The organism is Mesorhizobium sp. WSM3868 (assembly GCF_002294785.1).
In the GTDB taxonomy this organism is placed as follows: Bacteria; Pseudomonadota; Alphaproteobacteria; order Rhizobiales; family Rhizobiaceae; genus Mesorhizobium.
In genome coordinates this window covers 610,537-632,056 of record NZ_NSGB01000001.1, presented here as the reverse complement: position 1 = coordinate 632,056, position 21,520 = coordinate 610,537, and the positions used below count along the sequence as shown (strand labels likewise).

At 58.8% G+C, this 21,520-nt stretch carries 15 protein-coding genes and 3 pseudogenes; 14 read left to right on the top strand and 4 right to left on the bottom strand.

From position 1 onward, the window contains the following. Positions 1-132: 132 nt before the first annotated feature. The 10 genes from CK221_RS02835 (at position 133) to CK221_RS02790 (ending at position 12,404) form a co-directional block, all read left to right on the top strand. Entirely contained in the window at positions 133-726 is a 594-nt protein-coding gene (locus CK221_RS02835; protein ID WP_095776604.1) for a NodA family N-acyltransferase, read from the top strand. A gap of 127 nt (positions 727-853) precedes the next feature. Further along, entirely contained in the window at positions 854-2,128 is a 1,275-nt protein-coding gene (nodC, locus tag CK221_RS02830) for a chitooligosaccharide synthase NodC (protein ID WP_095776603.1), read from the top strand. A gap of 43 nt (positions 2,129-2,171) precedes the next feature. Next, the gene (gene nodI, locus CK221_RS02825; protein ID WP_095776602.1) at positions 2,172-3,194 is read left to right on the top strand and encodes a nodulation factor ABC transporter ATP-binding protein NodI; all 1,023 of its coding nucleotides are present in this window, start codon (positions 2,172-2,174) and stop codon (positions 3,192-3,194) included. Positions 3,195-3,197: 3 nt separating this feature from the next. After that, positions 3,198-3,986, top strand: a complete 789-nt coding sequence (locus tag CK221_RS02820) for an ABC transporter permease (RefSeq protein WP_095776601.1) — start codon at positions 3,198-3,200, stop codon at positions 3,984-3,986. Between the two features lie 291 nt (positions 3,987-4,277). Further along, entirely contained in the window at positions 4,278-6,293 is a 2,016-nt protein-coding gene (locus CK221_RS02815; protein WP_095776600.1) for a carbamoyltransferase, read from the top strand. 656 nt (positions 6,294-6,949) lie between these two features. Further along, positions 6,950-8,419 carry a PLP-dependent aminotransferase family protein gene (locus tag CK221_RS02810; protein ID WP_095776694.1) on the top strand — a complete coding sequence of 490 codons (1,470 nt, stop codon included), beginning with the start codon at positions 6,950-6,952 and terminating at the stop codon, positions 8,417-8,419. A 530-nt stretch (positions 8,420-8,949) separates the two neighbouring features. Then, the gene (locus tag CK221_RS30115) at positions 8,950-9,132 is read left to right on the top strand and encodes a hypothetical protein (protein WP_170954330.1); all 183 of its coding nucleotides are present in this window, start codon (positions 8,950-8,952) and stop codon (positions 9,130-9,132) included. Positions 9,133-9,441: 309 nt separating this feature from the next. After that, positions 9,442-10,089 carry a chitooligosaccharide deacetylase NodB gene (nodB, locus tag CK221_RS02800; RefSeq protein WP_095776598.1) on the top strand — a complete coding sequence of 216 codons (648 nt, stop codon included), beginning with the start codon at positions 9,442-9,444 and terminating at the stop codon, positions 10,087-10,089. A gap of 595 nt (positions 10,090-10,684) precedes the next feature. After that, the gene (locus CK221_RS02795; protein WP_095776693.1) at positions 10,685-11,335 is read left to right on the top strand and encodes a LysE family translocator; all 651 of its coding nucleotides are present in this window, start codon (positions 10,685-10,687) and stop codon (positions 11,333-11,335) included. A 256-nt stretch (positions 11,336-11,591) separates the two neighbouring features. Continuing rightward, complete coding sequence (locus CK221_RS02790) at positions 11,592-12,404, top strand: TIM barrel protein (protein ID WP_245322475.1); 813 nt, start codon at positions 11,592-11,594, stop codon at positions 12,402-12,404. Here the strand turns inward: CK221_RS02790 and CK221_RS02785 are convergent. Then, positions 12,381-13,358, bottom strand: coding sequence for a LysR family transcriptional regulator (locus CK221_RS02785; RefSeq protein ID WP_095776596.1), 978 nt, complete (start codon positions 13,356-13,358; stop codon positions 12,381-12,383). The genes CK221_RS02790 and CK221_RS02785 overlap by 24 nt on opposite strands. A gap of 571 nt (positions 13,359-13,929) precedes the next feature. On the opposite strand from CK221_RS02785, the gene nolL reads away from it, so the two are divergent. Further along, a complete protein-coding gene (gene nolL, locus CK221_RS02770; RefSeq protein WP_095776593.1) occupies positions 13,930-15,051 on the top strand; it encodes a nodulation factor fucose acetyltransferase NolL in 1,122 nt (373 codons plus the stop codon). Positions 15,052-15,069: 18 nt separating this feature from the next. On the opposite strand, the pseudogene CK221_RS30670 reads toward nolL, so the two are convergent. Continuing rightward, positions 15,070-15,179 (bottom strand): annotated as a pseudogene (locus CK221_RS30670) (acyltransferase); the annotation flags it as partial. 74 nt (positions 15,180-15,253) lie between these two features. Between CK221_RS30670 and CK221_RS02765 the strand changes: the two are divergent. Next, complete coding sequence (locus CK221_RS02765; RefSeq protein ID WP_095776592.1) at positions 15,254-16,159, top strand: LysR family transcriptional regulator; 906 nt, start codon at positions 15,254-15,256, stop codon at positions 16,157-16,159. Between the two features lie 210 nt (positions 16,160-16,369). Next, positions 16,370-17,065, top strand: a pseudogene (locus CK221_RS02760) (MFS transporter); the annotation flags it as partial. 108 nt (positions 17,066-17,173) lie between these two features. Here the strand turns inward: CK221_RS02760 and CK221_RS30665 are convergent. Both CK221_RS30665 and nodU read right to left on the bottom strand, forming a co-directional pair. After that, positions 17,174-17,415 (bottom strand): annotated as a pseudogene (locus CK221_RS30665) (MFS transporter); the annotation flags it as partial. A 681-nt stretch (positions 17,416-18,096) separates the two neighbouring features. Next, positions 18,097-19,764, bottom strand: coding sequence for a nodulation protein NodU (gene nodU / locus CK221_RS02750; protein ID WP_095776591.1), 1,668 nt, complete (start codon positions 19,762-19,764; stop codon positions 18,097-18,099). 758 nt (positions 19,765-20,522) lie between these two features. Between nodU and CK221_RS02745 the strand changes: the two genes are divergently transcribed. Beyond that, positions 20,523-21,485, top strand: coding sequence for a zincin-like metallopeptidase domain-containing protein (locus tag CK221_RS02745; protein ID WP_095776590.1), 963 nt, complete (start codon positions 20,523-20,525; stop codon positions 21,483-21,485). Positions 21,486-21,520 lie beyond the last annotated feature (35 nt).

Sequence of the window (21,520 nt, the reverse complement as noted above, 5' to 3'; positions counted from 1 at the left end):
GATGCTCGCCATCTAAACAATCAATTTTACCAATCCGAGCGGGTCATTCATAGACCGCCGCACATGACGTACACCGCCGTTGCACCACCGCGTGAGGTACACAAAAGAACCCGAAAAAAAGGAAGTCTTCGCATGCGCTCTGACGTGCAGTGGAGGTTGTGCTGGGAAAATGAGTTGCGGCTTACCGATCATCTCGAACTCTCTGAGTTCTTCCGGAAGATCTATGAGCCTGTCGGAGCCTTTAGTGCAACGGCATTCGCGGGCGGTCGAAGTTGGGCCGGTGCAAGGCCGGAGGTCCGCGCAATCGGCTATGATGTGCACGGGATAGCGGCTCACTTGGGCGTGCTGCGCCGATACATCAAAGTGGGCGACGCTGATCTCCTTGTCGCTGAACTCGGTCTATACGGGGTGCGTCCGGATCTTGAGGGGCTAGGAATCGCCCATTCGATCAGCGCGATGTATCCAGTGCTGCAGCAGCTTGGCGTTCCATTCGCTTTCGGCACGGTTCGGCACGCGCTCCGGAACCATCTTGGCAGGTTCTGCCGCAAAGGCTTGGCGAGCATTTTGTCGGGCGTTCGCGTGCGTTCAACCCGCCCGGACGTGTACCCAGATCTGCCTCCCACGCGAATCGACGACGACGTGCTCGTCATGGTGCTCCCAATTGGACGCTCAATGAGCGAGTGGCCGGCCGGCACTTTGATCGATCGGAACGGTCCAGAGCTATGAAGAACACCCGCAATGATATCAGTCACCGCGACCCGCCCCTCATCGCATTGACCGATCTGAACCCAGCATTGACCGCGGATTTGTTGTCCGCTCGCTTCCTCAAATGTACTGAAAAATCTGACATCTCATGAACCTCTTTGTCCCGGCCAGTATTGTCGCCGTCTGCTCTTATGCGCTGCTGTCGACCGTCTATAAGACCGCGCAGGTGCTTTATACCCTGCCTGCAGACGTACCGCCGTCCTCGGGCGAACCGGCCGGCTGTGAGCCTTGGCCGAGCGTCGATGTCATTATCCCGTGCTACAACGAGGCACCTCGCACCCTCTCGGACTGCCTGGCTTCCATTGCAAGCCAGGACTATGCCGGAGAACTGCAAGTCTATGTTGTTGATGATGGTTCTGGAAACCGCGATGCCCTCGTAGGTGTGCACGAGGAATACGCGCGCGACCCGAGGTTCAATTTCATTGCGCTCCCAAAGAATGTCGGAAAGCGCAAGGCACAGATTGCGGCGGTTCGCCGCTCGTGCGGAGATTTGGTGCTCAATGTAGATTCGGACACGATACTCGCACCGGACGTCATCACAAGGCTTGCGCTAAAGATGCAAGATCAAGCGATCGGCGCCGCCATGGGCCAGTTGGCGGCTAGCAATCGCAATGAAACTTGGCTGACGCGGTTAATTGACATGGAATACTGGCTCGCCTGCAACGAAGAGCGGGCAGCGCAGGCTCGGTTCGGTGCCGTCATGTGTTGCTGCGGTCCGTGTGCCATGTACCGGCGAACCGCGCTTGTTTCGCTGCTTGATCAGTACGAGACGCAGCGCTTTCGAGGGAAACCGAGCGACTTCGGTGAGGACCGCCACCTTACGATCCTGATGCTGAAGGCAGGCTTTCGAACAGAATATGTCCCGGAGGCCGTCGCGGCAACAGTCGTTCCCAACAGCATGGGGCCTTATCTGCGCCAACAACTTCGCTGGGCTCGGAGCACGTTTCGTGACACGTTGCTGGGGCTCCAACTGCTGCGCGGCCTTAATATCTATCTCACATTGGATGTGATTGGGCAGAACCTTGGCCCATTATTGCTGTCATTGTCGCTCCTGGCGGGGCTCGCGCAATTCCTAACGACGGGTACCGTGCCTTGGACGGCGTGCCTGACGATTGCGGTCATGACTATAATTCGCTGCAGCGTGGCAGCGTTTCGTGCGCGCCAACTTCGATTTCTCGGATTCTCGCTCCACACACTCATCAACATTTTTCTCTTGCTCCCATTGAAAGCATACGCGCTGTGTACATTGAGCAATAGCGATTGGTTGTCGCGAGGCTCTGCGGCCAATGTGCCAAACATCGGCGGCGCCGTTCCAAAGCACAACTTGGTGGGATCTGACGCAACTTACAGCGAACAGCAATAGTCACGTAGGTGGAAGAGCTTTGAGCCAGGACCAGGAACATCAAGTGTTGAGTCGGAAGTTGGGCCCAGAGGATTTGGGGCGGCTCGAGACTGGTCCGATCGAACGGAAGTCTCACGGGCAAGCAAGCGCGAAAAGCTCCCTGCCTGGCCCTCTGTCGACCGTGGCTGTCGATTTTGCCGGCGTAACCAAGTCGTATGGGAACAAGGCCGTTGTCGACGAACTGTCGTTCAGCGTTGCGTCGGGCGAGTGTTTCGGCCTCCTCGGACCAAACGGCGCGGGCAAAAGCACGATTGCGCGTATGCTCCTTGGCATGACATGCCCTGACGCGGGCACGATCACAGTGCTCGGCGTCCCGGTGCCGGCGCGAGCTCGGCTGGCACGCAGGGGCATTGGCGTGGTCCCGCAATTCGACAATCTTGACCAGGAATTCACCGTACGCGAGAACCTGCTGGTGTTCGGCCGCTACTTCGGCATGAGCACACGCCAGAGCGAAGCAGTCATCCCGTCCCTTCTCGAATTCGCTCGCCTCGAGCGAAAGGCGGATGCGCGTGTCTCGGAACTGTCCGGCGGGATGAAGCGATGCCTGACGATGGCGCGGGCGTTGATCAACGACCCCCAGCTCATTGTGATGGACGAGCCGACAACCGGCCTCGATCCGCACGCGCGCCACCTGATTTGGGAGCGGCTGCGCGCCCTGTTGGCATGCGGCAAGACGATTATCCTGACGACGCATTTCATGGAAGAGGCTGAGAGATTATGCGATCGGCTGTGCGTGCTCGAAAGAGGTCGCAACATCGCCGAAGGCCGCCCGCAGGCGCTTATCGACGAGCATATAGGATGCCAGGTCATGGAGATCTACGGCGGCGATCCGCACGAGTTGCATTCGCTGGTCAAGCCACATTCTCAGCGCATCGAGATCAGCGGCGAAACCCTTTATTGCTATGGGCCAGACCCTGACCAGGTGCGCACGCAACTGCAGGAGCGTGCAGGTCTGCGTCTTCTTCTGCGCCCAGCCAATCTCGAGGATGTTTTCTTGCGGCTGACCGGGCGCGAGATGGAGGAGTGAACGATGATTGAAGGTTTTGCCGCGGCGCTGCCGGCCAATGCGTGGAACTGGGTTGCGGTGTGGCGCCGCAACTATCTGGCATGGAAGAAAGTCGCACTCGTGTCGATTCTCGGTAACCTCGCCGATCCGATGATCTATCTTTTCGGACTCGGCACCGGACTCGGCATAATGGTCGGCCACGTTGACGGTGCGTCGTATATCGCCTTTTTGGCGGCCGGTATGGTCGCGGTAAGTGCGATGACCGCCTCTACCCTCGAAACATTGTACGCGGCTTTCGCTCGCATGCATTCTCAACGCACATGGGAAGCCATGCTGTACACGCACGTTACCCTCGGCGACATCGTTTTGGGTGAACTGGCCTGGGCAGCCACCAAGGCCTTCCTGGCCGGTACGGCAATTACGATTGTCACCGTAACGTTGGGCTATGCAGCCTGGCCGTCCGTCCTCTATGCGCTGCCAATCATTGCTCTGACGGGGTGCGTATTTGCGAGCCTCGCGATGATCGTCACCGCACTTTCGCCCAGCTACGATTACTTCGTATTTTACCAGACGCTTGTGCTTACACCTATGCTGTTCCTGTCGGGCGCCGTTTTCCCATTGAATCAGCTGCCTGACGCCTTTCAGAACATAGCGCGATGCATGCCGCTGTCACATTCGATCGACCTCATTCGACCTGTTATGCTTGATCGCCCGATCGCCGGCATCGCCCTGCACATCGGTGTGCTCGGCCTGTACGCACTGTTGCCATTCTTTCTCTCGATGGCGCTGTTGCGCCGCCGACTGATGCGCTGACGCGAAAGAGAGAAGGAGATAAATCATGCCCTATGAGCGCAAATAAAAACGACATCGCCAGCATGTGCCGCGAAGGGTTTGGCTGGCGTCAATACAACTCACAACGCTATGGGACCGGCGTCTCGAGCACAGAATCTTATGTTGATCCCGGCGGACCCAAGAGGATTTCTTTGAGGTCAGTGATGTCTGACTGGCGTTCGCCGGGACGAATGACAACGCAGCCGGTCTTTCTGATCGAACGGCCTCGAGACAGGCCAATTTAGTATTCTTGTACGACAAACGGAGAGCCAGATGCTGTGTCTAGGATTGAACGGCGGATTGGACAAAGTCCATGAAAACAGGTTTCAGATTCCAAACACATTCATGCACGATGGCGCTGCGGTGCTCGTCCGGGACGGACAGGTCATTGCGGCAGTAGAAGAAGAGCGCCTGAATCGGATCAAACATTCCAACAAGCTCCCAATTAGCGCGGCTCAATACTGTCTTTCAGCAGCCGGGGTTCAGCTCAGCGAAATCGATCGTGTGGCGTTCTACGCTACCGAAGCCTACTCGAATGCCATGCTAGAAAACATGCTTGTTTCCCAGCCGGATGCCTCCATTCCGTTGGATGCTAAACTGTTGGTGCAGAAGCTGTTGGCGCAGGAATTCGGTACCGAACTCGACGCTTCGCGTATCTCATTCGTAAGTCATCATCAGGCGCACGCCGTGAGTGCTTTTGCAATGTCGGGCTTCGAGCAAAGTCTGATTTTTGCGGTCGATGGCTCTGGTGATTTCCTGTCGGGCCTAATGGCGATAGGATCCGGTACTGAAATTACGCAACTCGCGACTTTCCCGGAGAACAATTCCCTTGGGCAATTTTATCTCGAGACGATCCGGTATCTCGGCTACGGCTTGTTCGATGAATACAAGGTAATGGGGCTAGCCCCCTACGGCGATCCCGTTCCCTATCGCGAGCTTTTCGAGCAGTTCTATGAACTCTCAGCAAACGGCGAGTATCGCGTCCACCTGGACCGCATCGGTCCGACTTTGCTCCGCAGCATTCAGGTTCGGCAAAAGGGAATGCCATTCACCCAGCAGCACAAGGATGTGAGTGCGTCGTTACAGGAAGCGCTCGAACGCATCGTGTTTCACATTCTTCGGCATTATCGCGAGGCCACCGGGATGACGCGGTTATGCCTGGCCGGCGGAGTTGCGCACAATTGCTCCATGAACGGCAAGCTCCTCTATTCAGGACTTTTCGAAGACATCTTCGTGCAGCCCGCATCGCATGACGCTGGGTGCGCATTAGGCGCTGCACTAATCGCGTCTAATGAGCTGGGCCGCCCCGCGCCGCGTGCGCGATTGCAGGAGGTTTATTGGGGGCCGGATCTTGCGAGTGATCACGCTGTCGAAGAGGAACTAAAGGCATGGGCGGGGCACCTGGAGTTTGAACGCACCGAGGAAGTGGCGGATAGGGCAGCCGAGTGGATGGCCGGTGGGGCCGTGATCGGCTGGGTGCAAGGTCGTTCGGAGTTCGGGCCGCGCGCGCTCGGAAATCGCAGCATTCTTGCCGATCCCAGGCCCGCCACAAACAAGGACCGGATCAACGCTATGGTCAAGAAGCGGGAAGGGTATCGCCCGTTCGCCCCATCTGTGCTGGAGGAGGATGCGCGCGAATTCTTTGACCTTCCGGGGAGTGCGGGCGAATTTCCGTTCATGAACTTCGTAGTTCGTGTGCACGATTCCAAACGTGGTTTGCTCGGCGCCATCACGCACGTCGACGGTACGGCTCGGCTGCAAACAGTATCGCGCAAGGCCAGTCCTGCCTACTGGAACGTTATCAATGCCTTCAAGCAGCGCACTGGCATTCCAATGCTGCTCAATACGTCCTTTAACAACAATGCCGAGCCGATCGTAGATTCAGTTGCAGACTCGATTGCCACGTTCTTGACGACAGAGCTGGATGGACTTGTGGTCGGGCCGTACCTCGTCAAAAAACGGGCCGCAACGCTGCAGGACTGGACTGCGCTCGCGGTTTCATTGCCGCCATATGTGTCCCTGCATAAAGTCCGCGCATACACGGCGCAGGATCGCCAAGAGACCGTCTGCGAAATCCGAACGGATAACCGTGACTGCGCGCGTATTTCACATGACTTGTTCGATCTGCTGACGCGGATCGAAGGCGAGGCCGTGCTCGCAGAGCTCCTCGACACAACCACGATGGATCAAGCCCAGCGCGAGGCTCTCACATCAGAGCTGAGACGATTGTGGGAGCAGCGCCACGTCCGGATGCACCCCTCACGAGCTGCTCGCGTCCACCAAAAATGATGCCAGAGCCTGGACGACCGATACCAGCTGCCGAAACACCGGTGCGTCCAAGCACCTTCATATGACAAGCCGCTTGGTGCGGGGGATCCGGAGCAATTGGCCGAACACCCGGATCCTGATCCATAGCCATTTATTGCAGTCCGCAGGTTTTTCGACTGGTGCCGGGCCAATATATCGACTTCAGCCTCGGCCTGGTGCTCACCATGAGCTTGCGCAAGGCATGGCGCGGATCTGGAGCCCCGCACAATGGCGCGCTTCGAAGCGTCCCGGCGAAGGGCGAGTCCGAAGGTCAAATTCGTTCACGGAGCCGGCAGTTGGAGCCGCGTCGAACGCGTCATCGCCTCGTGTCGAGGGCAGCGAATGAAAGCGTGGCCAAGGCGAGCTGTTCTCAAGCTGCGCCACGCGTCGCTGAAGGATTTCCGCGAGGAACGTGGAATTGCTAGCGTGACGCGAACCTCAGTTGGCACGCCGATCTAAACCATGCGAGTTCGACTGGAGCGCCGCGGCCTATCGCGCGGGCAGCCGAGTTGGCCGTTCGCAGACGGTGCCAGTTTATCAGTCTTGGATCGGTGGGGCGGGCTCGGGCATCGACTTCGGACATGCTCTTGGCTTTCGGCAAGAGTAGCTGCAAACTGGTCCAGTTGGGAGGAAAAGAAATGGTCCAGTTTCCAGGTCCCGGCGGCTCAAACCGCTCGTACGGCATGGGTGCGCGCCAGATCTACGAATCGCTTCGCGAGCAGATCCTCAGAGGCGTCTACGACACCGGCAGCCAACTGCCCTCCTCACGTGGTCTCGCCGAGGAACTTGGAGTCTCGCGAACGACCGTCACCGCTGCCTACGAGCAGCTGGCGGCGGAAGGTTTCATCGACGTCCGTCAAGGCGCGCGCCATCGTGTCGCATCCTCGCTGATCGGACCTGAGCTAACCGCCAATCCCCCAAAACGGGCCGGCCCGGGTCACTTGTCGAACTATGGCGAACGGCTGCGTGGCACTCCGCGCTGGCCGGATCACCTGCCCAACAGGCTGAAGATCGATTTCCGATATGGCGACCTGGCGCCCTCAGATTTTCCGGCACCGGTTTGGAAGCGCGCGATGAACGCGGCTATGGCGCAGCGGCCTGCACGGCTCGCCTACGACCATCCGTGCGGTTCGCGCCGGCTGCGCCAGGCGCTTCAGGGCTATCTCTGGCGCGCCCGTACTGTGCGCTGCGACCCTGAGCAAATCGTCATTGTCAATGGGTCGCAGCAGGGGCTCGATCTCTGCGCGCGCCTGCTGCTCGACCCAGGGGACAGCTTCGTCATCGAGGACCCCTGCTACAGGATGGCACGCCAGGTCTTTGCCAGTACAGGTGCCACGCCGGTTCCGGTCGAGGTTGACGAGCATGGCATGCAGACGGAGCAACTGGCGGGGCTCGCGGCTCGGCTGGCCTATGCGACGCCATCGCATCAGTTTCCGCTCGGCGGTGTCATGCCGATCGCGCGGCGGCATCAGCTTCTGGAATGGGCGCGGGACGAGGGCGCCTACGTCATCGAGGACGACTACGACAGCGAATATCGCTACGATATCAGCCCCGTTCCCCCACTGCACAGCCTGGAGGATCATGGGGCCGTCATCTACCTAGGCACCATCTCCAAGACGCTCTCGCCGATGCTGCGCATCGGCTATCTCGTCGTCCCGGTGGAATTGCAGCAGGTTTTTGAAACCGCCAAGCAGTTTGCCGACCGGCATTCTCCGATGGCCGAGCAGGAGTCATTGGCCTCTCTGATCGAGAGCGGCAGCTATGAAAGCCATGTGCGCCGCGTGCGCCGCCTCAACGGCGAGCGCCGGGAGGTGTTGCTGACCACCATGAAACGGAGTTTTCAAGATAGGATCGCCGTCCAAGGGGCAGAGGCCGGACTGCACGTCGTCATATGGTTCAACGACCTGCCGCGGTCGCGCGAAACGGCGTTGGTCGAAGCCGCGCAATGCGCAGGTCTAGGTCTGCACCTCATTTCGCCGCTTTATCATGGGCAATCGGGAGCAGGCGAGGCCGATCGCGTCGGGCTTGTCATGGGCTATTCTGCCTTGGGCATCCGGCAGATCGAAAAAGGCGTCGAGATGCTGCGGGACGTCGTCGCTCAACTCTGAGACGCTGACAGTTTCCGCATGCGGAGTAGGACACGTTCGCGGGTGCTCATCGTAAACAGTTCATCGTTGAAAGCAGCCGGGCAACGGCCGCGCTCATGGCCGGCTGACTTGGGTTGATGCTGCTTGCCCCCCCGTGAGGTTGCACTTCGGTCGGTGCGTCGCACGACCAGGAGGTTCAGATCAAGGGCTTGATCTCATCTATTCACAAACTGGATGCTTGTCATCGAAGCAATCGATTTTGCGGATTGGACAGGACGTTGCATAGGAAGATGCAGCCCTAAAAGGATTGTCGATGTATACGTTGGCTCCGAGTAGCATTTCTGGTGTGTGCCTCCTGGGCTGCGCCGAACTTAGGCGAGCCGATCCGCTTTCCGATCAGGTTCGTCGGTGATCGGCGCAAGCTGCATCGGGTCGGCTCTTCGCCACAAGCTCCCTCAGGTGGCGTAGCGCCTACCTCAACATCAACAAGGTTGAGGTTTTCCCATGCGCTCCCAAGGACGGTGGAGGTTGTGCTTGGAAACAAGTTGCAAGTGGCCGATCATGTCGAACTCTCCGACTCTTCCGAAAAACCTATCGAGGGACTGATCCCTTTGATGGAAAGCTATTCGCAGCCGTTCGAAGTTGGGCTGGGGCTTCGGCCTAACGGCTACGACGCGCTGGTCGTCACGGCTTACTTGGGCCTGTTGCGCCGCCATCAGGATCGGCGAGGTTGATGTCGTGGCGGGAGAATTCGGGTTGCACGCGATGCGTCCGCATCTTGATCGGTTCGGAATCAGCAATTCATTTTGTATACCATATCCAGTGCTTTCTCACTTGGGGCACGCGCTGCGGAACCAATTTGAGGTCCTGCAGAAACAGGCGTGGCGGCTATCGCGTCTACTTTCGCGTACGATCCCACTCCGGAGTGCCGAACCTCGACCGGCCGTCTCGCGCGTTTGAGCACGTGCTCTCGTGGCTATGCCGATTGCGGGGCCGATGAGCAAATGGCCGGTACAACAATTGACCCGGAAGGATCCAGAGCTATGAAATATCATGATGAAAGATGGGAGGTGCAGAGTGAATGCGCTGATGGAAGTCGGAGCGTTTATCTGACGTTTGACGACGGTCCCGATCCATTTTTCACGCCACAGATACTCGATGTGCTGGCGCAAAATGGGGTGCCAGCGACTTTCTTCGCCATCGGTGCCTGTGCCGCAGAGCACCCGGATCTCATCCAGCGAATGATCGCAGAAGGGCACGAGGTAGGCAACCACACCATGTCTCATCCAGATCTGTCCAAATGCGACTTGGGTGAAGTGCAACGCGAGGTATTTGAGGCCAACCGTGCCATTATGGCAGCATGCCCGCAGGCCTCGATCCGCTACATTCGCGCGCCATACGGCGCCTGGAGCGAAGAAGTGTTCACTGCGTCAGAGATGGCCGGGCTGGCCGCCCTTCATTGGTCGATAGACCCAAAGGACTGGGCGCGGCCCGGCACCGACGCAATCGTCGATGCAGTGCTCGCTTCGGTCCGGCCTGGCGCAATCGTGCTCTTGCATGACGGTTGCCCTCCCGACGAGTCCAGCACTCAAGCCAGTCTGCGCGACCAGACCGTTATGGCGCTGTCCAATCTGATTCCGGCATTACATGCCCGCGGATATGAAATTCGCTCGCTACCAGAACATCACTGAAATGCCGGATTGGACCTGCTTCCCGCCAGAACCTTGTGATCTCGCGCATGAAGGCTTGCAGGCCGTTTACGCCCTGCGCACAAGCACTTCGTCGACCTCGGACGAACTGCGACCGTTCGCTTAAGCATGGAAGGTAGTTGTCACCTGCCGGACCCGCGCACGCTCTCGGCATTGCCTGGCCGACGCGCTCTCCTGGAGGTTGTTTTAACATGGCTCATTTTGCGTTAGCTCTATTCATTGGGCTTGCCAGAGGCCTATACCACATTCCTGCGTGATCGCGGGCCACAAGGTTTGGGAAACTAGCCGCCGTTGCCGTCGTTGCGGGATATGCACCACCGCTCGGCTGCGAAGGACGCAGGCTGTTGCCAGACTCGCCCACCCCGCCGCGGGATCTGTCCCTGATCGGATCGGCGCGATGCCGTCTTTCGTCAACTGGACCACGTCGATAGCTTCTGACTGGCCGTTTTCAGCAGGTCAGATTGCCAGTAGCTGACTGGTAACGCAAGGAGGGCCTTGCAGCGAGCGGGCGGGCATCTGACCGAGAGATCGCCGCGCTCATCCCAAATAATCGTGAACCTCGTTGGAATCGACCATGATGCCAGAACTGACCCCGTTCGCCCTGTATCTCGCCGCGGCCTTCATGCTCGCCATCACGCCAGGTCCGGGCATCTTCTACGTTGCCGCGCGCACGCTTGCCGGCGGTCGTGCGGAAGGTATCGCTTCCAGCTTCGGCACCGGGGTAGGGGGCATGATCCATGTCCTCGCCGCAAGCTTAGGTGTCTCCGCGATCGTGCTCGGGAGCTCGGAACTGTTCTCTGCATTAAAGCTGTTCGGCGCGGTCTACCTCGTCTGGCTGGGCTTGCGCACCTTTCAAACCGCCCGCCGCAAGGGAGCGACTGGCGGCCATGACGGCGACCGGGTGAGTCCAGTCGGACCCCGGCGGGCATTTCGTGAAGGGGTGCTGGTCGAGGCTCTCAACCCGAAGACGGCAGCGTTTTTTTTAGCCTTCCTTCCGCAGTTCGTGAACCCGAGCGCAGGGTTCGTAGCTCTGCAATTCGTGGTGCTTGGCTCCTTGTCGATTGCACTCAACACGCTTGCCGACATCGTGGTTGCCTTCCTGGCCAGCGGCATTCAAGACGGCGCGGCAGCGCGTCCCGGGTTGATCCGCCGCCTAAGGGAAGCGTCGGGCGGCGCGATGATCGCGCTGGGCGTAGGCCTCGCTCTGGCCAAGAACCCGGCTGCCTGAATTGTGAATCCGATCGGTTGGCCGTCTCTGTGGGTTGGCGGGTTAGCTTGCGCAAGCAGATGGATGGCCCGAGCCAGCTTCGGTCATTGCACCTATTCAGGCAATTTCTCGGAAGGCGCGGCACCACAGTGAGAGAAGCGTGAGCTCGACCGACTCGCCTCCCGCATGAAGATCATTTCGGCCCTCGCATATCAACGGACGGTAGAAGACAAGTCAGCCGAGAATGGCATCCGTTTCCTGGAAGGAAAACCAACCCATGCGCCAAGCATCGCCCCGCTTTGCACTCGATCATATGGCGACACCCGGACTTGACGTCGGGGCACTTTTCGCTTTTGCCCGCGACCAGGGGCTGACCGAGGTCCAGATCCGCGGCCAGCCGCGCAGCAATGCGGTTGCACTCGGCATCCCGGCAGCGGACGTCCGGTCTGCCGCCGCCGAAGCAGGCGTTGGGATTCTTTCCGTCAATGCCTTGCAGCGCTTCAATGAGTGGACACCCGCCCGCAAGGCCGAGGCGAGCAAACTCGCCGATTACGCGGCCGCCTGCGGAGCCAAGATGCTCATGCTGGTCCCGGTCAACGACGGTTGCTGGCCCGCCAATGGCGAGCGGCGGGGCGATCTCCACGCCGCCTTGAAGGCGCTCAAGCCGATCCTCCAGTCGCGCGGTCTGATCGGTCTCGTCGAGCCGCTGGGCTTCCAAACCTGCTCGCTTCGATCGAAGAACGAAGCGGCTAAGGCCATCGCCGCTGTTGATGGCCAATCGGTATTCCGACTCGTGCACGACACGTTCCATCACACGCTCGCCGGGGAGACGTTCTTCTCCTGCGAGCTGACCGGTCTAGTGCACATTTCAAGAGTGAACGATCCAATCCACTGGATTTACCCGGATCGCGTCCTGGCAGGTTCCGACAATGGCAGCCAGATCCGGGCGCTGCTTGATGGCGGTTATGGGGGCCCCTTCTCATTCGCACCGTTTGTCGATGCAGCCCACCCGCTCGACGACTTCGCAGGCGCACTTGCCGCAAGCATCGATCTAGTCCGACACGGGCTATTGACCCGACTGGCGGCCTGAGACGCGGGTGTGGGGGTGCCTGCGGCGCCCTTTGGCGTCCGGCGGAGAAGTCATTCGGGACGCCTCCTGTAACAACACCTCTCGCATCCAGATGCTTGCCGGATCGCTGTTGTGAAGGGCGGGCCACTGGACGGCCTCGGTGAATGCGGGAAGCGGCAGCGGAAGTTCGACGATCCGCAGGGGCAAGGTTTTTTCGAAATATTTAACCAGCCGGAAGGGCATGCTGGCGATACGAGCTGTGCCTGAGACCATCGGCGGGATCATGCTAAAAGCCTGTACGACGATCTCGATACGTCTCTTGAGACCATGCTCAAGCAAAAACCGTTCCTCCATGGATGGCGTCAGCGCATGGCCGAACTTGACCGCAACGTGCCTCATAGACATGTAGCTCTCGAAGGTAAGCTGCCCTGGCAGCTGCTTGTTCGTGGGGCAGCCGACGCACACGAGTGTCTCGTCGAACAGCGCCGCTCTTGGATGCGCGCTCGACATGAACAATTCGGGACAAATCAGGAAATCGACGTCGCCGCGCCGGAGAAGCTCATCCGGATCGTCGTCGAGCGGCAGCAATTCGAAGCTGACGCCGGGTGCTTCGCGTGCAACACGCTCCACGACCTTTTCAAAAAACACGAGTGTGACGAAATCGGAAAGAATGATCCTGAAACGGCGATCGGATTGAGCCGGGTTAAACGGATCCCAAGAAATAATCGAGGATTGGATTGTCAGGAGTGCGCCGCGAACTGCGGGAGCGAGTGTCTCCGCACGCTGCGTTAGAACACGTTCGCGTCCGCTCATCGTAAACAGTTCATCGTTGAAATAATCCCGCAGCCGGCCGACGGCCGCGCTCATGGCCGGCTGACTCAGGTTGATGCTGTCTGCCGCCGCCGTGAGGTTGCGCTCGCTCAGCAGTGCGTCGAGCACGACGAGAAGGTTCAGATCAAGGCCCTTGAAGCGCATGGCTTTCACTTATCCATAGCGTGGATGCTCACGATCTAAACAATCGATTTTACCAAACTTCCATGGCGCTGCATAGATGACCGCACCCGAGATGCACCCGATCACGCCACTGCACGGCGTAGCGGCTCACTTGGACCTGCTGCGCCGTTTCCTCACGGTCGGCGAGGTTGATTTCTTGGTAGGCGAACTCGGATTGTACAACGGTGCAAGTCGGATCTTGAGAGACTCGGAATGAGCCATTCTATCCGCGTCATGCGTGTCCCACCGCAGCAGCCTGACATTCCATTCGCTTTCGGCACGGTTCGGCACGCTCTGTGGAACCACCTTGAGAAGTTCTGCAGAGACCGCCTGACGGCAATAGTGCCGTGCGTTCGCGTCGCCGCACATGATCGCGACCGCCGCCGCGATCGAGGTAGCGATCAGGCGCTGAGATTTTGTCCGCTCGCTTGCAGCCGATCGCCCCACAATACCATGCCCGATCCCCGTCAGTTTCGATCCTTTGCGCCGCAACTGGCCCGCTCGCCGTGCCCGCAGACGGCACGTAGCAATGCGATAGATAGGCTGGAGTCTGATGCTTGATCACATAACAATCGGAGCGAAAGCACGCGACTCGCGCCCAGCCGGAACAAACAACCGAGATCCAAGCTTTGATTTCGCCAAAGGTATACTCATTACTTTAGTGATAATTGGGCACTTATTACAATATTGCATTTATCGAGGCACTGACGCCTTCTGGCTGTCGCCGTATTTCAAGTCGATATACATATTTCATATGCCTCTCTTTATGGCCATAAGCGGCTATCTATCTTCTGCGGCAATTTTGCGAAAACCATTCATTCAGGGAGTCCGCAATCGAGCAACCCAGCTACTGCTGCCAATGCTTTTTTGGTGTGCGTTAATTTGGACGCTAAAGTCCACCGTGATGGTCCCGACGAAGAGTTTAACTGGTGGGTTGTTGGATCTTTTGAATGAGGTCATTGGAACATACTGGTTCATATGGGCGGCGTTTACGTCGTTCGTCCTGGTTAAGTTTTTTACAACTTTCAATCGTCTATCGATGTGGATCATAAGCGCATCTGCAATTGCGGTCGCAATCGCCCCCATCACATCATCGATAATCCCGTCGTTAAGATACACATACCCATTTTATTGTTTGGGTTTCTTTTTCGCCCAGTCGAAAGGGTGGCAAGAAAGTATTAGCTGGACCCACAAATCAATATTTTTGTTCCTACTTTCGATAGCAGCTTTCATATGCTTGCTATGGTGGGATAAGCAGACCTACGCCTTCAACAATCTCGTGTTAATCAATGATGAACGGTCAGCTAAACAAGTATTGCTAATGTTCGCCGGCTCTGCGGCGGCTTCTGCAGTGGCAATGCAGTTTATGTTGCAATGCTGGAGAATCGGGTATTCGACCAGAATAGCTCACTTTGTAGCGGTCGAGCTTGGTCAGAGCACTCTGCTGCTTTACCTGGTCCAGGGTGCCGTGTTTCGCCTCACGGATTTTATACAGTTTGGAGAAGTCTGGAATCTCACGACCAGAATCGTGTTCGCAAGTGTTCTTGGAGTGGCCATTGTCGTAACAGCGATGGCAATTCGCAAGTTTGTGGGAGACCTTGGATATGTGTCGCAGATCGTTGTCGGAGCGCCGCCACGCTCAAGCCTGCTCAAATCTCAATCTGTGATCAATTAGCCACGTGAAAAATTCAGTTCATAGCTCCGGACCTGTCCGATCAACAGTTGTACACGCCGGCCATTCGCTGATCGGCCGCGCAATCGGCATAACCCGAGCACTTCCTCCACACGCGTGGGCGGCAGGTCAAGACACAACACCTCTGAGTGGGACTTACGCAATGGTCGCGATGACAAGCAACCACGTTGCGGACGGATGAGGCATGCGCTTCAAAGGCCTTGATCTGAACCTTCTCGTCGTACTCGACGCACTGCTGACCGAGCGCAACCTCACGGCGGCGGCAAACAGCATCAACCTGAGCCAGCCTGCCATGAGCGCGGCCGTCGGCCGGCTGCGCCATTATTTCAATGATGAACTGTTTACGATGAGCGGACGCGAACGTGTTCTAACCCCGCGTGCGGAAACACTCGCTCCCGCAGTTCGCGGCGCACTCCTGCACATCCAGTGCTCGATTATTTCTTGGGAGCCGTTTAAGCCGGCTCAATCCGATCGCCGCTTCCGGATCATGGTTTCGGATTTCGTCACACTTGTGTTTTTTGAAAAGGTCGTGGAGCGTGTTGCACGCGTAGCACCCGCCATCAGCTTCGAATTGCTGCCGCTCGACGACGATCCGGACGATCTTCTCCGGCGCGGTGACGTTGATTTTCTGATCCTTCCCGAATTGTTCATGTCGAGCGCGCATCCAAGAGCGGCGCTATTCGACGAGACATTCGTGTGCGTCGGCTGCCCCACGAACAAGCAATTGCCAGGGCAGCTTACATTTGAGAGATACGTGACGATGAAGCACATTGCGTTCAGGCTTGGCCGCGCGCAGATGCCATCCATCGAGGAACGGTTTTTGCTTGAGAATGGCCTCAAGAGGCGTGTCGAGATCATCGTTCAGGCTTTTAGCATGATCCCGCCGATGGTCTCGGGCACATCTCGTATAGCGACCATGCCGCTCCGGCTGGTTCAGCATTTCAAAAACACCTTTCCCTTGCGGATCATCGAACTTCCGCGGCCACTACCCACGTTCACCGAGGCCGTCCAATGGCCCACCCTTCACAACAGCGATCCAGCAAGTACCTGGATGCGGCAGATAATGTTGCAGGAGGCGTCCCGCATGTGAAGTCGCGGGTGCTCCCTGGTCCAGGTCTGGATTTTACTCAGCGCCTCGTACGGGTGCAAACGGCGCGCAAAAAATTGGGCCTGGCTCTTCGATGATTTTGGCATGACGGTGTGGTGCTGGCTTCCCCACTGTCCCCGGGTGCTTCCCGGAGGTCACGCGGCGTGCGCATCGAAACTGGAGACCCGGTTCATGACGGAATCCGCGATATACATGGACGGAGTTCTGCATGACCCAGAACAGCCAAAATCAACGGTCGGGTCCCGCCCTGCGGTGCGGTCATCTCGCTTGCCTTAGGCACCTTCGGGCTTGTGGCGGCAGAGTTTCTGCCTGCCAGCGTGCTGACGCCGCTCGCGCATGATCTCGGTATCACCGAGGGTGCAGTTGGACAGGCGCTGACAGCGACTGCAATCGTCGGTGCCATCGCCGCGCCGACGATGGCCATCATCACAAATCGCCTTGACCGCAGGATCGTCATGTGGGCGATGACGCTGTTGCTGATCCTGTCGAACGTTCTATCGGCCGTCGCGGGGTCGCTGCCGGTTCTTGTGACCGCCCGCGTCGTGCTCGGAATAGCGATCGGAGGCTTCTGGTCGATTTCAGCAGCGCTGGCGATGCGGCTCGTTCCAAGTCACCTTCCTGCAGCGCGCCATGTCGATCATCCTCACCGGCGTTACCGTCGCTAAAGTCTGCGCGGCTCCTATCGGCGCCTATGTCGGCGACATCTGGGAATGGCGAACCGCCTTCATCATCGCTGCGGTCGTAGCCGCCATTACACTGATAGTGCAACTCGTGACCCTTCCGAGGCTGCCTCCGATGGGACCGGCCAGCTTTCGCCGTCTGCTGGACGTGGCCAGGAACCCGAGGATCAAAGTCGCGATTTTGGTCGTCCTGCTGGCGGCGTCCGGGGCCGATTGCGAAGCCTGCAACCGCCAAAGATCGTGCGCAGGATCGGACCGCGCGGCCGATCTGATTGCATCTATCCCCGCGCTTTCACTTACGGCCTCTTTCAACGGTCTAGGCATCGCGCTTGGGGCCGAGCAAGAACACCGTCAGGGCAGCGAGGAACGAGGCTACGGCGCTGTAGGCAAAAACACTGGCCACGCCGGCATTGTCCACGAGTAGTCCGCCGAAAACCGCGCCGGCTGCAGCGGCGCGCAGCACCATCCATGTCTGCATACCCACCGGCACCCCGCCGAAGGCAAAGCCCCATACGAAACCGCAATCACCGCGGCCCACGCCGATGCTCCCAGCGCGATGGCCACTTGGAACGTTGCGGCCATCAGTCCACCGGCGTTCTCGGCATGCTCGGGAGTTGGGACCTGCATCGACCGCGTTTTTTTAGTGGGTGATTGCGTGCGCAGGCCGGGGATCTGGGATGACGCGGCCATCGCACCTCTACCATTGCGCTGTTGCTGCTCCCCCGTCGAGGAAGGTCTTTGACGCCTCCCGCTCATCAGCACCGCGCCGGTCTGCACGTGGTAAGGATCGAGTTCGGCTGGGCGTCAGGATCGTTGCATGATCGAGATGCCTTGATTTGCTCGCGGGCGCGCCCATCCGAAAAACTTTTTTTGGGCCCGAAGGCGGACAAGAATGTTGCAAGCGCGACCAAAAGATCGCCTCGGCCGTCTGCCCGTACTGGGGCAATGGTCAAAGGCAAACGGCACGGCGATCGGCGCGCAACTTGCTCCGACAATTTTGTAGTGGGCGTCGTCAGCAGTGCTTCACGAGCTCAGCGGTGATTGACCAACGATTGGCGGCGTGGCGGTTGTCGAATCCTGACGAGAAATACCGTGAGGAGAGCCTTCATGCCCTATCCTTCGACCGGCCACGGGCTTGTGACGCCGGCTACGCTGCCCGATGATGCCGCATGCACGCGCCAAACCAGGCGCGATTGACCCTGCACACACAGCCAGCCTTATTGAAGACCGGAGCGGCGACTAGCCCGTCTTGGTCAACAGCAACCCATCGCACCAAACGTGGTCCACGCATCCCCACTCACACGCTGCCGAGGCATCGGGAAAGAAGCCCCGTCCGTTTAGGTTGGCACTCGTGTTGCAGAGCAGCGGAATGCCGGTGAGTTGTTCGTATTCGACCAGGAGCTCTGCAATTGGGTGATCAGATTTTCTAGAAACTGTCTGTAGTCGTGCAGTCCCGTCGAGATGAATGACTGCCGGGATTTTCTCTTTCCACTCCGAACGTGTTCGGTGATCGAACAGCATGTAGGGATCAGGCGTGCCAGGTTCAAATATATCAACTGCGCGATCCTCCAAGCATATTGGCGCTACCGGCCGGAAGTGCTCTCGACGTTTTACTTTGTTGAGGTGGTCCTTCATTTGGGGCGAAGTCGCGGCGGCCAGGATGCTTCTGCCTCCCAAGGCTCGTGGACCAAGCTCTGCACGGCCAGTGAGGAAAACGACAGGCTTGCCGTCGGCGAGCACGCTGGCCAGTTCTGCCACGCTGCATGGAGCAGCCTGCCATCCCGGCGACACGGGGCCATCCTTCATGTTTGGTCCGCTGTAGACCGACCAATCGAGGTGAACGAAGCCTTTGTCGGCAGCCAGCGCGCAGCAAGCGGCACCGAGCGCCGACCCGCTGTCGTTTGGGAACGGAGGCACCCAAACTGTATCGAACAAACCACTCGCCCGAAGTGCGCTGTTCCATTTGATATTCAGCCCGCATCCCCCGGCGATGCACAGGTTTCGCGTTCCGGCAACCGAGAGCCCACGCAGCGCGATTGCCATTTCGCGAACCAGAAGACGCTCGAGAAAGGCATGAAACGAAGCAAGTATGTCCTCAGGTGTCTCGGCGACCAGCCGTGCCTCGGCTGCATCGAAGAAATCATGCACGGCCGTGAGTAACGCGTCCTCGGAGCGGCTGTTGTTTCTATATTCAATAGCAAGCTTCGTGTCACCGGCGAAATGTTGGTCGTAAAGTTCCCCAAATACTGTCACGATCTTTTCGCTGACAGATCCGAGCGCGATATAGGCCATCAGCTTGCCGGCGATATCCAGATTCCAGCCGGTCCTCGTTTCCTGCCTGTAAGGACCGAAGTGTTGGCCCGCGGCGGCATAGGCATGACCCATCATCGGAAACAGGCATTCGATAAACCGCACTCCGCTTGGTTCCACGTAGTAAAGCCGCGGGAAGATGAAGCCGTCCCATACCAGGCAAAGGGCAGGTTCTTTGGCTTTGGCGAATGAACTGGTGCAGTATGCGGAAGCTACGTGGCCAAGGACATGCGGATAGCTTTCATAACAAAATACCCCGCCGCCCAGCACGAGGCCTGAGCCATGACAAGCTGTCAGGGGACTTTTAGGATCCCGCTCCACATATGGTGCCCCGTTGAGAGTGACTGGTGTGCCCTCACTAACAACCTCGAATTGCGACTCGATCTCACCGTCCCAGCCATCGATGACGAACCGGTCTACATCGCGCGGATCCAGGCCATGCTCCGCTAAGGCGGCAACAATCGTTTCAAGACGATCAATGGATTGATATCGAGGATTATTGTCGAGTTTTTCCTGCTCGATGCAGAAGGCCAATCGGCCGTCCTCGACGACAGCGATTGCCCCGTCGTGCGTTAGCTTAATACCGCAAATTCGCATAATAGATCCATGTCAAAGTTAGCTGTGGAACAACTTAGGCAACCGACGAACGTGAGCTGGAAAGCATCGGGCATACGCTTTCAAGCAATGCGCTATGCAGTATGAGAACCCATCGGTAAACTTGATTGTTTGGATATAGTGCATCCATGGCGTGGATATCGCGGCACATGCCCACAGGCGCCCGGTGGCCAAGCTTAGTGAGCACGCGAGCTCAATAGCGCGCCCCATTCAAAGCCTCCATGCCGACCAGACACGCCGGCAAATTGGCGAAGAAGCGGGCGACCGCATCGCGGCGCAGCCTCTTTCGCAAAGAGAGTCCTATGGTAATTGACGCCATAGGCTTAGTAAGCCGCCAAGGGCGCAGCGGTCGCCTTGACGCCATCGGCACTGCTCAGCGCCCGCGCGCCTGAGGCGCGCGCCGGGTGCTCGTGAACCGAGCCCACTTTCTTCGGCAAGCTCAGGCGGTCTCGGCCCTGCGGCTTCGCCCCCTGGCGCGGCCCAGCCTGTCGGCTGCTGACGGTCGCCGGCCTTTGGGCCGGCGTGGTTTCTTGTACTGGCCTTCCCCGGTGGCGCGCGGTGAGCGGCACTCCCTTCTAGGCCCGCCGCGGCGTCCCGCAACCCTTCGCTTCGCTTCGGGTCCGCCTCTTCGTTCCGGTCCTTCGGATGCGGTCCGCCTTGGACGTCGGGCCTTTCCGGTCGCTTTCGCCGCCCACCCCGCTTCCGGGGAGGGCGCGGGATTAGGAGCGGAGGACCAGACGATGGGTGCAAAATACAAGCGTTCCGGTAGCCAAGAGGCTGGCGCGGGCAGGGGCGGGCGCACGAGCGCCAGCCTTTATCAGGAAATCACTGATCGCATCATCGCCGAGCTGGAGCGCGGCACGGTGCCATGGGTCAAGCCATGGGGCAGCGCCAAGGCCGGCCTCGGCCTGCCCAGCAACGCGGCCACCGGTCGCGCCTATTCCGGCATCAACATCCTGATCCTTTGGGGCGCTGTCTTCGAGCGCGGGTATGCCAGCCAGAACTGGCTGACCTTCCGGCAGGCTCAAGCGCTCGGCGGCAATGTCAGGAAGGGCGAACACGGCACGACCATCGTCCACGCTGACCGCTTTGTTCCCAAGGACGAAAAGGAACGCGCCAAGACGGATGGCGACGAACCGCACGCCGTGCCCTTTTTGAAGCGCTTCACCGTCTTCAATGTCACGCAATGCGACAACCTGCCGGATCATCTTTATGCCGCCGCCGAACCGCTGCCCCAGCGTCAGATCGTTCCGCAGGCCGAGGCGCTGATTCACGGCTGCGGCGCTGACTTCCGCATCGGCGGCGATCGCGCTTTTTACATGCCGGGCAGCGACTTCATTCAAGTGCCGCCGCAGCCTGCTTTCTTTCACCAGATCGACTATTACCGCACGTGCTTCCACGAGCTTGGCCACTGGACCGGCCATCCAACCCGGCTTGCGCGCGACCTTTCCGGCTCCTTCGGCTCGAAGGTCTATGCGCGCGAGGAACTGGTCGCAGAAATCTGCGCAGCCTTCGTCTGCAGCAGTCTCGGTATCGAGCCGACCGTGCGCCATGCCGATTACATCGGCTCATGGCTCGCCGTGCTGCGCGAAGACAACCGCGCCATTTTCCGCGCCGCTAGCCAAGCCTCGAAAGCCGCCGATTTGCTGCTCTGCTCTATCCCCAGCACTGAAGACTCGGACCGTGAGGAGATCGCGGCGTGAGCGCGCACGATCCTCATACGCTGCCGCCCGACACG